Annotated in this window: 9 protein-coding genes; 2 read left to right on the top strand and 7 right to left on the bottom strand. The window is 31.9% G+C overall.

Annotation, left to right across the window (positions count from 1 at the left end; all coding sequences use genetic code 11):
• The first annotated feature begins 295 nt into the window (after positions 1–295).
• Positions 296–2,056, top strand: coding sequence for a peptidoglycan D,D-transpeptidase FtsI family protein (locus BAQ49_RS14820; protein ID WP_071745949.1), 1,761 nt, complete (start codon positions 296–298; stop codon positions 2,054–2,056).
• An 11-nt stretch (positions 2,057–2,067) separates the two neighbouring features.
• Here BAQ49_RS14820 and BAQ49_RS14815 read toward each other — a convergent pair whose 3' ends face one another.
• From BAQ49_RS14815 to BAQ49_RS14780, 7 genes are all read right to left on the bottom strand, one after another.
• A complete protein-coding gene (locus tag BAQ49_RS14815) occupies positions 2,068–2,895 on the bottom strand; it encodes an anti-sigma factor (RefSeq protein WP_071745948.1) in 828 nt (275 codons plus the stop codon).
• Complete coding sequence (locus BAQ49_RS14810; RefSeq protein ID WP_071745947.1) at positions 2,885–3,418, bottom strand: RNA polymerase sigma factor; 534 nt, start codon at positions 3,416–3,418, stop codon at positions 2,885–2,887. Before BAQ49_RS14810 ends, BAQ49_RS14815 begins: the two co-directional genes overlap by 11 nt.
• A gap of 545 nt (positions 3,419–3,963) precedes the next feature.
• A complete protein-coding gene (locus tag BAQ49_RS14805; RefSeq protein WP_071745946.1) occupies positions 3,964–5,931 on the bottom strand; it encodes a penicillin-binding transpeptidase domain-containing protein in 1,968 nt (655 codons plus the stop codon).
• Between the two features lie 570 nt (positions 5,932–6,501).
• On the bottom strand, positions 6,502–7,122 hold the full coding sequence (locus BAQ49_RS14800) for an SGNH/GDSL hydrolase family protein (protein ID WP_116733470.1): 621 nt from the start codon (positions 7,120–7,122) through the stop codon (positions 6,502–6,504).
• Between the two features lie 175 nt (positions 7,123–7,297).
• Positions 7,298–8,446 (bottom strand): acyltransferase family protein, encoded by a 1,149-nt coding sequence (locus tag BAQ49_RS14795; protein ID WP_084667452.1) that lies wholly within the window; start codon positions 8,444–8,446, stop codon positions 7,298–7,300.
• Between the two features lie 518 nt (positions 8,447–8,964).
• On the bottom strand, positions 8,965–10,278 hold the full coding sequence (locus tag BAQ49_RS14790) for a D-alanyl-D-alanine carboxypeptidase family protein (protein ID WP_071745943.1): 1,314 nt from the start codon (positions 10,276–10,278) through the stop codon (positions 8,965–8,967).
• A 472-nt stretch (positions 10,279–10,750) separates the two neighbouring features.
• Positions 10,751–11,410, bottom strand: coding sequence for a CatB-related O-acetyltransferase (locus BAQ49_RS14780; protein ID WP_071745941.1), 660 nt, complete (start codon positions 11,408–11,410; stop codon positions 10,751–10,753).
• 454 nt (positions 11,411–11,864) lie between these two features.
• On the opposite strand from BAQ49_RS14780, the gene BAQ49_RS14775 reads away from it, so the two are divergent.
• A complete protein-coding gene (locus BAQ49_RS14775) occupies positions 11,865–12,335 on the top strand; it encodes a DUF5065 family protein (RefSeq protein WP_071745940.1) in 471 nt (156 codons plus the stop codon).
• The last annotated feature ends 508 nt before the right edge of the window (positions 12,336–12,843 follow it).

The following is a 12,843-nucleotide window of genomic DNA, read 5'->3' as shown; positions in this document are numbered from 1 at the left end:
GCCTCAATTTTTTGCTTAATCCTTGTAAGCATCCATTCCTTTTCGTTTAGCTACGTAATTAATAACTCTCCCTTCCTGTTTTCTCTCTATTTTTTTGTCGCTTGCATTAGAAATGCTAAACTGTATAATGACTCATGTTAAACTTACACATAGACTTGCTAGTAATTTTTCATACTAATTATTCCTTTCTTCATGCTGTAATACTTAATAGACAACCTAAATAATAAAGTTGTTCCACATTTACAAAAAAAATAATTAACTATAAGATGAAATAGGTTACATAAGGGAGGGTTATATGTTACATACAAAAAGATGGAGATTTTTTGCGGTTCTTTCTATTGTAGGTTTGATTTTACTAATTTTATTAAAAATCAACTTCATTTCAATTACTATCGCAACTTCTTCAGCTGAAAGAGGAAAAATTTCCGATCAAAATGGTGTAATACTAGCTACAAATAAGAAAGTTAAGTCTCTATATTGCACTTCTAATGATGAAGAGCTATCGAAACAAGATACATCAAACACATTAGCTTTTTTTAATCAATTTTCAAGCGAGTTTCAACATGACATTTCTGCAAAAAACATAAAATCTCAATTACAACAATCTTGTAAAAAGCAGACTATGAATGATATACCGTTATACTCTGACATAAATGAGAGTGAACTTACATTCATAAATAAGAACAAACCCAATAATGTAATAATCAAAGATGAATTGATTCGATATTATCCCAAACATGAAATGGCTTCACAAGTAATTGGGTATGTAGAAAATGACCTCAATTCTAAGAATGTACCTGTTGGTAAAAGTGGGATTGAGCTTCAATATGAAAATGATTTAAAAGGAAAACCAGGAAAAACTCTGATTTTTAATATTGGTAATAAAAAGTTCTTATGGAACATTCAAAAAGTACAGAAAGGAAAAGATGTCAAGCTAGCTTTAGACTCTAAATTACAGCAAAAAACAGAAGAAGCATTACGATCTCAAATTAAGAAATTACCTGATGCTAATGCTGGCTATGCTGTAGTGAGCGATGTAAAAACTGGCGCAATTTTAACTATGGCCAATTCGGCAGTTTTTGATCCAAATATATTAAATAAACATGTATCACCTAATAAAGAAAACATTAAATCACTTTCGCAAAATAAAGCAATTCAAAAATTAAAGTATGGTGAATCTTTTATAAATATGGCCTCTACTATAAAGCCACTGACTATTTTAATTGGATTAAATGAAAAGCTTTTTCAACCTGAAGATACTTATTTAGATAAGGGTAGTTTTCAGTATGATAATCAAAATAACATTACTAATGCACCTGGAACGCCAACAGGTGAAATTACACCGAGTCAGGCTATCATAAATTCATCTAATACATTTATGACGGCAAAAGTAGCACTACCCTTATTCAATCAAAATAACGGGAATATAGAAAAAGTGGCAACCATATGGACCGATTATTTAATGCAATTCGGCCTTCGTTCTAAAACTGGGATTGATTTACCCTCTGAAGAAGACGGACAATACGAATTTCATCCATCTAATAAATTTGAAAATGGAATCTCAGCTTTATTAAATGCCTCTTGGGGAGGAAATGAAGTGCACACTCCTCTTCAACTCGCCCAATATGCAGCAACTTTGGCAAGTAAAGGTGATAAATATAAACCTCAAATCGTAAGTGCTATTATTGGTCAAGATGGTAAGGAAACAAAAAATTTCAAACCAATTTTAGAAATTTCAAATCGTTACCCGATGAGCTTTTGGAGTGTCGTGCAAGGTGGAATGAGTCAAAATATAGAGGAAATTAAAAAGTTGCCCTTTGACGTCGCAGGTAAAACAGGTATTACAGGTTTTCCAAATGAGCAAGAAAGAATGATAAATCACTCTCTTTTCATTGCATATGCTCCTACCGAAGATCCACAAATTGCCGTTTCTGTCGTTATTCCTGGTAGTAATTCAGAAAAAAACATTGCTGCTCTCGTTACATCAGAAATTTTAGAGTCCTGGAATACGCTTCAAAAAGAGAATAAAAACAAAGAGGAAGGTTCATTAAAATGAACCTTCCTCTTTTACCATATAGAATCTATATTCGTTATTTTCCATATACCTTCACGATCCTTTTCGAACATGAATGAATACTTAATATCACTTAAAATATACTCTTTTTGTACATATCCAGTATTACCGTTAATTGTCGATATTTTTATATATCCATCATTCTGCACTTTTTCTGGAATCCAAGCTTTTACCATTTCATTAGAGACTTCATATAAAACTTGTGCTTCTCGTTTTGGTTCAGCTAAAATTTTCGTTTTATTTCCAGTAACAGTTGCATATATAAAATGCGCTTGCTTCGGTTGGTTACTTTCCGTCAATCCACTTGGTACCTTGTATACCTTCTTTGTATCATTTACAAACTCTCCTCCCATTGTAAGAGCGACTTGTAACTCATGAAATATATCTTCATCAAACTTCAGTTCATCCTTCTTATAACTCTTCCCTTTAAATAGAACTTCATCATTTAACGCTCTGTACAGATCTTTTTCATTTTTTGAGTTTGTACTTCGATATAGTTCATTCATAAATTGTTTTAATGATGGATCTTGAGCAGACTCATCTTTCGTTTTAGGCTTAATTTGAGTACTACTTTGTACCGGTGATTTATTATCATCAAGCCAAGGTTGTTGAACAATAAAAAATAACATTGTACAAACGAAAACAACTACAATAGGTAATGCTTTTTTACGAAATGGTCTTTTATGTTTTACAAAATCCCCTTCATTATTTTCGTATATAGACTGCTTTATTTTAAAAATAAATTCTTCTTCATCTTTACGATTCTCCATTGGACCTTTTTTTAATTTTCTATACCAGTCAGGATTTTGTTTATTGTTCATCACTACTACCCTCCCCTATTAATTTTGAAACCTTACTTCTTGCTCTACTTAATCTAGATTTTACAGTTCCAATGGATACTCCTAGTGTTTCAGCCATTTCTTCATAAGATAATTCATATTTTGCGTCCAATATTATTATTTCACGGTGCTTTTTAGGTAATTTTAATACAACCTTCCACACTTCATTCATTTCTTCTTTCTTAAAAAACTCTTGTTCTGCCGACAGGGATTGCTTATCGTCACTAAAAAATCCTATTAAAGATATCCTTTTAAAATAGGAGGATTTCAAATAGTTTATTGCCGTATTTCTTGTAATTTTTAATATCCACGTTTTAATAGATGACTCCTTTCGAAATGAATTCCAATTTTTATATACCTTTATAAATACATCTTGCGTGATATCATCTGATAAGTGTGGATCTTTCGTAATAATAAATGAATAATTCCATACATCTTGCCAATAGTCTTTTATAACATAGTCCAGCTCATCATGATTACATTTTTCAATAAACGTCTGTTCCATTTCCACACCTCAAACTTATTTGACTATACATAAAAATGCCCTCACTTTTATTATGGTTTCAATATATAGACAAGATACAAGTTTCATTTGTTCCATTGTTAATCTTTTTTCAGGCAGAATAATACTACTAAAAAACAAGTAAAGCATACAATGATAAAAATCCACTCATAAAAATCTGTTTTTTTGAATTTAACGTAACACTCCACTTGTCCATTTCAATTTGCTATACTCTTCTATTTATCATTAGCAATGCCAACTTTTCAGAAATGAAAATAAAGATAAGGTATCAATTTTCTAGAGTCGCAGCAAAAAAGCATTCTCGATTAGAAAGAATGCTTTTTTGAAATTTAATTGTTCTATATTTCCCCCAATTTATACCTTTGAGTTAAGCAAACATATAATAAAGTAAACTTTAATCAGCCCTCACCAATCGGGCTTTTACGGGCCACCTAACTTCTTCGCTTTCGCTGAATTTTGAGATGGGGGTCTTACTGCCCGTTAATGCGGGATAAATTTAGTGAAAAAATTCACCTTATAATTAAGTGTTATTTCTGAAATACATGTTTGACTTTTTCACCTGGAACGTTACTTCCTCCTCTTCCTTTTACATCTTCGATCATCATGGTAACAATCATGTCTGGCGCATTTGCATCGAAAGCTGCGAACCATCCCAGTTCTTTTCCGTCTGCTTCTTTTGACTCTTTCAGCTCTGCTGTACCAGTTTTACCCGCAAGAGTTACACCATCAACCTTAGCAATTCTCCCCGCGCCATCAGGGTCATTAATCACTTTTATTAATGCGCTCTTTAATATCTCTTGATTCTTTTTAGAAACCACATTTTCTTTCCAATTCCCCGCTACTTTTGCTTCTTTTAAAAGATGTGGCGACGGAATATTCCCTTCATTCACAATCGGTGCATATGTTAATGCTAAATGAAGTGGTGTCATTAATACTTGTCCTTGTCCGTATCCCGTGTCTGCTAATTGAATATCGTTTTTTATCCCATCTCTTGCAATGATTGAAATAGGAAATTCGTATTCGATTGGTAATTTTTCATGAAATCCGTACTTTTTAAATTCATTTACATACTGATCTTTTCCCATTTTCAAAGCTTGTTGAGCAAAATAAATATTATCAGAGTACTTCATTGCCTTATCAAAATCAATTGGACTTGCATCCTTCACACGCGTTACATAGTAATTTCCCCAAGATGAATCTTTTGTCCACTTCAATCCTTGAATTTTAAATTCTTCCTTCGGATTTATTGTGTTTGTTTCCAAACCAATTGCACCTGTAATCGTTTTAAATACGGAACCTGGTACAAATGCTTGTGTGAAGCGATTCATCATTGGTAGTTTCGAGTCGTTACTCCATGCTTCTCGTTGGGCTTTCGATGCTCCTCTAACTATTGTATTTGGATTATAAGCAGGGCTACTTACAAGTGCGATTGTTTCACCCGTTTTAGGATTGACCGCTGCACTAGATCCTGCTTCATTTTTCATCTCAATAAAGATTTTTTCTTGAATTGCAGCATCAATTGTTAACGTAACATTTTCCCCTTCTTTTGCTTCTTTTTTTGCTACGTTTTTAATCTCTTTCCCATTCTCATCTTCTATAAATACGCGTCCACCCTTTTCACCACGCAATTTATTCTCAAGTACTTTCTCTAAACCCGTCTTACCTACTAAATCATCTGCTTGATAACCTTTTTTTTGAAGCGATTTTAACTCCTCTGCATTCACCTTTCCTATATATCCAGTTAAGTGTGCGGCTGCTTCTCCTAATGGATACGTACGAATATTTACTGGGCGAGATGAAACCCCTTCTAATTCAATATAATCATTCTGTCTAGTTCCCTCTTTTAAAATACCAATTGGTACAAAGGAGTCTGGTTTTATCCATTTCGCTGCGAGCTTCTGATTGACCTCTTCTGTAGACATATCAAGTAATTGTGCTACTATTTCTTTCGTTTGCGCTACAGTTTCGCCTAGTTTCTCTGGAATAATTCCAACCTCAGTCGCTTTACCATTCGTTGCTAGACCTTTTCCATTTCGATCATATATTTCTCCGCGTGTTCCTTGCTCTATTTGCATACGTACCTTGTAATCTTTTTTCATACCTGGGAAGATGAAGTCTGGTGTCCAATCTATTTTCCAAGATTCTTTATCTTTCACAAGTTTTGCTTCATGGATGAATGAAACTGTTCCTACATCCGTATCCATCTTAACTTCAAAAAGAAAACGCTCTTTATCTTTTGTATTCTCTCCTTTCATTTTAACTTTTAAATTCTTAACTCCAATACCCTCATAGATTTTTTCATATTTTTCTGTTAATTCTTTTTTAGAAATCGATTTTTTGGCGTGATCTGATAAATGATCATACATATTTGCAAATTTTTTATCATTCCATAAATTGATATATTCTTCAAATGCTTGTTTTGGCGGTTCGTTTTTATTACATCCTACCAACATAACTGCGAAACAAACGAAAAGTAGCATCCATAATTTTTTCAATTCAATCTTCTCCCTTAGTTAAAAATGTTTTTTCCTTTCTTGATATATTAAATAAAGTGAAACTTTAATCAGTGGGGTTTTGTTCATCCCCCAGTGATTATTAGCCTTCACCAATCGGACTTTTACAGGCAGTTGATCCCCCACCTACCTTCTTTGCTTTCGCTGAATTTGAGGTGGGGGTCTTACTGCCAGTTAAAGCGGGATAAAAAATGTTGTAACGCTTAATAGACAGTGTCAGTAATGAAATTGTTCCACATTTACCAAAAATTTAATTTATGATTAAGCTTCATTCGAAGGGGAAGATTTTAAGGTTGTTACAAACAAAACATCCGAATTTATTTAACAATTTTATTTAAAATACCTTTTAGTTTGCGTTCTCCGCTCTTATCTTTTTTGTAGATATTTGATACAAAAAAGGACCCTTATACTAAGGGTCCTACAACAAAAAATAACAAAGTATAAACAATAAAAAGAATTACTTAAATAATAATTTATAGGCGCTGTATATTCTTCTATTTCGCATCAAAACCCCTGCGCTGTATGCGACAGGGGATTCGTTCATTCTAAAGCTTATTTAGAAGAGTCACGTACAGGCAAACTACTAAAAATCAATTCAGCAACTTTTACATATCCTTTTGAATTTGGATGAATTAAATCCGTAGACCAAAGCGTATTATCATTAACTAAATGATGATTCCAAAAATCAACATGATGAAGCTTATACTCTCTGCTCAGTGAAAGTATAACTTCGTTTGCCTCTAATAATTGTTCTTTTAACACTTGTTTTTTTTCAGAAGAAAAAGGAAGCCGAACTGTAAAATCTGGAAGGTTAGCTATAATAATATCAGCATTTGTTTTACTTAATGTATCTATCATAAATTCCATATCGTTCTTATACGCTTGATGATTCCAACGTCCTTTTAATACATCGTTTGCACCTGCAATTAGACTAACTAAATCTGGATTAAAAGTTAATGCCTTTTCTAATTGCTGCGAGCGAATTTCTTTAGTTACTAACCCACGCTTTGCAAAATTGGCATATTCTATATCGTTTTCACACAGTTGAACAAAATGATCTACCCAGCTTTTTAATGCAATTCCCTCAACTTCATCCCCTATCCCCTCTGTAAAACTATCACCAATTGCTACAAATCGCTTCCACATATGTATTCCCCCTTTATTATTAACCATATCTATACTATACAATAGCTCACACCGTAATTGTTATTTCTAAGTGGTTTTCGATTTCAATTATATTCCACTTTACTATATTTACAAGTAGAATCCAAAATTGACCGATTCTTAAGTATACTTAGGAATCGGTCATATTCGTATATTTACTAAGGAAATAAAATCTCTCTAGGAATTATACTTTTTTCAAAAAATTTATTGTTCTTTGTTTTGCCCAGTTGATACATTTCTTTTCGATTAAATGATACGAAACTATAGAAAAAAGTAGTGTCATTGTAATGCACAAAGTGAGAAGGAAAAAAATAGGTATCTTTGTATACAAAAGTTTAAATAGTACCATCATGATTGGAAAATGACACAAATAGATACTGTATGAAATTTCTCCTAAATATACAAATACACTCTTATTTAAAAATGCTTTTACTTTTAGGTTACTCATAGCCATTATAATAAATATACTAACCCCCATTACGACACCCCAATCTTTTAATAAGAAAGTAGTATCATTACGGGAAAAACCATAAATTAAAATGGAATATAAATATAGAATAATCCCTAATGCAATAAGAAATCCTTTTTTAATTTTTTTCATATTCCTATATGAGCAGATAAGTTTTTCCTGATACTTAAAAAGTACCATTCCAACCATAAACATAGATGAAAAATGCAGTGTATCAGCATAACCATTATAAAATCCTTCAGCTTTCCCAATATGCAACATATTAAGAAAAACACTAATTAAAGAAAAGCTCAAAGCAAATAGTATCGTTTTCTTCCAATTCAGTTTATAAAAAAGAAGGAATAACAAAGGAAACACAATAGATATACGCATTTCTTGAGCCAATGACCAAATAACTGGATTATAATTTTCCGTAAAAAAGTTATTAAGAAGCACAAAGTGGTTTAGAATATCTAATTTTGTTATAGACCCTTGCCACCTATCATAGAACCAATCCCGTAGTCCTACCACTTCATACGACGAAAATAAAATAAATAAAACAAAGGTAACGATTATCCAAAAATAATAAGGAATATAGATTCTTACAAATCTCTTAATTAAATATCCCCAATAATTTGTTTTTGAATGATAAAGTGCCATAGATAACACAAAACCACTTAGTACATAGAAAACGATAACAGCTTCCCCACCCGCCCATAAAAACCTAAGCGGGGAAAATTTAATAGAATTAGGCAACGATGGTAGCATTAAACAAAAATGTCCAAATACCACAGTAAGTGCCGCTAACCCTCGTATGGAATCTAATTCTTTTATTCTCTTACTCATAAAATGTTCTCCTTGTAAATTGTAGATTTTGTTGTTCATAAAGGCCGCTATACTAGTGTAGCGGGAGAATTGTACATAGTATCTATTTAGATCCCTGATATAAGCAGTTCAAAGTCAAACTATGCATCTGTTTTCTGGTCTCCATTTCCTTATATAAATAATTTAAAATAAAATATTTAATACAAAGAAAAGATTTTATTAAATTTTCATAAAATCTAATTACAGAAATAAGTACCGGATATTAATTTTTTATTGTCATTTGATGAAATAATGGATTGTTTTTCTTCAAGTAACTTTATTAAACTAACCTTGTACTAGAATGATTTAAATCAAAAAATTCATAATAAACGCCATCCTTTCTGTATATTTCTACAAAAAGAATAGCGTTTTTTGAATTTATAGATACAAATTTTTCTTAACTTGATTGCAATAACAAAAGTTCCGAAGAATCCAACTTGAAAATTGATACCATCTTCTATTCCAAGCTATCTACATAAGAATCTATAAAATTTCGAAACTCTTTGTTTCAGATTAATATTTAATTTTATCCTATAAACTTACCTTTTTACTATATCAACCGCACTATCCCACATACCATTAAAGAAAGATCCGATTTTACGCATAAAACATGTAAACCAATTTGCTTGTTCTACATCAGATTTTGTTACAAGGTCTATTTGTAATGAATTACCTAATAAGAACCCAGGATCTGTATTATCTTTAGGCGAGATAATCATTTTACTAATTGTTACACCTTTTTTAATAGGCGCTTCTTGTTCCGTATTCGATACTTTAAATTCTTTTTTATAAATGTCTTTGTTGCCCTTCGGCATTGGAAGTGAAACAGCTTGCTTCGTTTGAACTACTACATCTTTGTCTTTTGCATTTGCTACTCGCACTGTTTCATGCCCTTTTACTACTGAATCTTTTCCGTAGACCTTCTTCACTTCAAAATTCGCAAATCCATAATCGTATAATTTCTTTGTTTCGTCAAAACGTGCCGTATGAGAGTTTGCTTTTATCACTACAGAGATTAAACGCATACCGTTTCTCTCTACTGTACCAGTGAAACAGTCTCCAGCTTCTGGAGTAGTTCCTGTTTTCAAACCATCTACACCTTCATATTGCTTAATTAAACCTTTTAACATCCAGTTAAAGTTCGCCATATCAATTGGATATTTGCCACCCTCTTGGAATGTTTTTTTAGGAATTTTTGCTGTATCTAATATTTTTGGAAAATCTTGAATAAGGCGTTGTGCTAAAATTGCACAATCTCTTGCAGACATTTTATTTTTCTCGTCAGGAGTTGTCCCTTCTGGGTGATGTCCTTTTAAATCTTGGTTTGTTAAACCTGTAGAGTTTACAAATTTATAATTTTTCATTCCAAACTCTTTTGACTTATCGTTCATCATTTTTACGAAATTAACTTCTTTTCCAGCAATTTCTTCAACTAAAGCAATTGTTGCACCATTTGCAGAGTAAATTGCCATTGCCTCATATAACTCTTTTACTGTATAAGAGCCACCATTTTCTAATGGAACATTTGATAATGAGCGATCTTGCGAAATCTTATATGCATATTCAGAGATTTTAACTTTTTGATCCCATTTAAGTTTTCCTTTATCCACCGCTTCATGAACTAAGTATTCACTCATCATTTTTGTCATACTAGCAATTGCTAGTGATTCATCCGCATTTTTTTGATATAAAATTTTTCCGGAATTTGCTTCTACTAAAATTGCTGATCCTGCTTCTACATCTAAAACAGGGACTGTTTCCGCTATCGCTCTTCCAGATGTAACAATTATGCTACAAAATAGTGTAAGCACTGTTATTATTACAATGATTTTTTTGTAAAACATACCTTTCAATTCTCTTACCTCCAATATCTTTGTACTCAAAAAAAAACGATATTCTAGCATAATCCCTATAAAAATAGACAGTGTTCTCAGATTCTATATACATATAAGACGTTAGGATCGCTTTCATATAGACCATCTCATCCCATACCTTTAGGCGCACTGATACTTTGTATTCCCACACATATCCCTGTTTTTAATACCCTTGTATTTTTCAAAATGATCCGTACTTTCATATTTTTTAGGATTACAATTAATAGACAATCTAAATAATACATTTGTTCCACATTTACAAAAAATAAAACCAGTGTGTCCCGATTAAATATCGAGACACACTGGTTTTATTAGCTATCAAGGATTTTAATTATCCAATTCAGCTACTTGCTAGGCTCATACCAGAGATGAATTTTCCTTAGTCTAAACTATTAGTTTTTTTATAGTAAAAAAACTACACCCTATATAGAGTGTAGTTTTTCTAACAGACTTATCTATTTTTTACTTCCTTATTATAAAAATCATATAATAATTCAATAGATGAACTAGATAAAAGGGGAGTTGCCTGCTCAACTAATTCTCTATCCCAATCAAACCAACGCATTTCCATTAGCATATTTATTTCTGTATCAGTAAACCGTTTCTTTATTTCCTTAGCAGGATTTCCACCAACTATTGTATACGGCGGAACATCTTTACTTACGACAGATCCTGCTGCAACGATTGCACCTTCACCGATTGTAACACCAGGCATAATAATAGCATTCATTCCGATCCAAGCATCACTTTTAATAACTGTATCACCCTTCGGTTCATATGAATGTTCAATTTGCTCAGCGAATGGATATACTGTAATCCATTCAGGATGATGATTATGATTCCCACCCATTAGAATGACAACTCCACTTGCAATACAAACATAATTTCCAATAATGAGTTTATCAAGTTTCCAACCCATCTGTTCAATTGGATTGAACAGCGCTCGGGACTTAGCATCCCCCCACAAATACCTTACACAGCCATCTTCAAAATTTTGATGACCATAATAGCCTGAATAATAGGAGTACTCTCCTACCTCAATGAGTGGATTTGTTACTATATCTTTTATATACTTTGTTTCTGACCAATGATTAAATAATGGATGCTTCATAACTTTATTCCTCGCTTCTAAGTAGTGTAGATTTTTGCAATTTACTTAGAAGCTTACTACGACTGCTACATTCTTTAGCTTTCTCAAACGACGAATCATTATCTTCAAGCCCTTCTTTTATAATAAAAAAATCATAACGTGATAAATTACATAAGTCAAATTGTAAAATTATGTACTGAAACTTAAAGTATGAATTGAAATTTCAGCATTAAAACAATCGAGTTTTCAAATAACAAATCCTAATTACATATAATACAGATTTCTTAGATATACATCTAACTTCTTTCTTATATTAGCCTTAACTCCCTCGATATAGTTTTATTTTTTATTGATTTGTCTGATAAATCAATAAATGTTAATATGATTATAGAAGATATTATCATCCATTAGATTTCACAGCTAGTTTTTCACAAAAACGATTTCTGAATCCTTAAGTAAATAGGAGGTTTAGAACATGAAACTTTTAAGGCAATCGACAATTATTGGTGCATTGACTGTTGGAGGATTTTTATTTTCGAATACAATTGGTACGCTCCCACCTGTGTCTGCTGAATCGCAACTTACACAAAAAGAATCACGATTTTTAGATAATTGGCGGTGGCAAAGCTATTTTTTATTACACCATAATGCAGATTTTATAGAAGAGTTGGCAGTTGGTGACTTAAAACATGGAGATACATTCGATGTTACTATATATACTGGTGGTAAAGATACTGGTATTGTAAAAATATATAAATTAAGCGGAAATGAAAATGATGAAATAAACTTGCATAGATATAAAACCATTTATGACTCAGGTTTAAAACCTAATTATGGTAGATTTGTAACACCTATTACTAAGGTTTATAATCCAGGAACATATGTAGCCGTTATGAAACTTGGAGAAAATTATTATTATGGGGGCAGCTTTAAAATCTCAAAATAATTTACGTTTATCTAACCAGTAAATATATATTGAATACTATTGTTATTAGACAAAAACTATTTTAAAAGCTTCTCTACCTTATATAAGATAGAGGAGTTTTTTCATTGTTTGCCCTTTTTAAGGGTTAAAAAATCCTTACTTTCTATATAAATTATCATTTTTATTCAACAACTGTTTCCACCTCTTTAAGTTCTACAATTCAATATGCAATATTGCATATTCTATATGTTCGATTTAAAAACATGTGATAATTAATTTATATAAATATCTTAAATGGATATTGAAGGGGGAATGCTACATGTCTTTCTATTCTTGGTCTCCTCTTATTTTCTTAGTAGTTGTTGCAATCATCATTTCTATTAAAGGGATTAAGAAACAATAATTTATTATTTGGAGGTGTAATAATGTCATTTGCAGCATGGAGTGCAATTTTTATGACTTTAATCGGAGCAATATCCGGAGCAATCTTTGGTACAATTTCTTCTAGAAATAAGAACAAAACTATCAA

Origin of the sequence: Bacillus proteolyticus, assembly GCF_001884065.1 — a bacterium.
Taxonomy (GTDB): domain Bacteria; phylum Bacillota; class Bacilli; order Bacillales; family Bacillaceae_G; genus Bacillus_A; species Bacillus_A proteolyticus.
This window is presented reverse-complemented; position numbering and strand designations above follow the sequence as displayed.

What these genes read in the sequence shown, in the direction of transcription:
- BAQ49_RS14820 (WP_071745949.1), top strand. Translation starts at nt 296, where the DNA reads ATGTTACATACAAAAAGATGGAGATTTTTTGCGGTTCTTTCTATTGTA.
- BAQ49_RS14815 (WP_071745948.1), bottom strand. Translation starts at nt 2,895, where the DNA reads ATGAACAATAAACAAAATCCTGACTGGTATAGAAAATTAAAAAAAGGT.
- BAQ49_RS14810 (WP_071745947.1), bottom strand. Translation starts at nt 3,418, where the DNA reads ATGGAACAGACGTTTATTGAAAAATGTAATCATGATGAGCTGGACTAT.
- BAQ49_RS14800 (WP_116733470.1), bottom strand. Translation starts at nt 7,122, where the DNA reads ATGGTTAATAATAAAGGGGGAATACATATGTGGAAGCGATTTGTAGCA.
- BAQ49_RS14795 (WP_084667452.1), bottom strand. Translation starts at nt 8,446, where the DNA reads ATGAACAACAAAATCTACAATTTACAAGGAGAACATTTTATGAGTAAG.
- BAQ49_RS14780 (WP_071745941.1), bottom strand. Translation starts at nt 11,410, where the DNA reads ATGAAGCATCCATTATTTAATCATTGGTCAGAAACAAAGTATATAAAA.
- BAQ49_RS14775 (WP_071745940.1), top strand. Translation starts at nt 11,865, where the DNA reads ATGAAACTTTTAAGGCAATCGACAATTATTGGTGCATTGACTGTTGGA.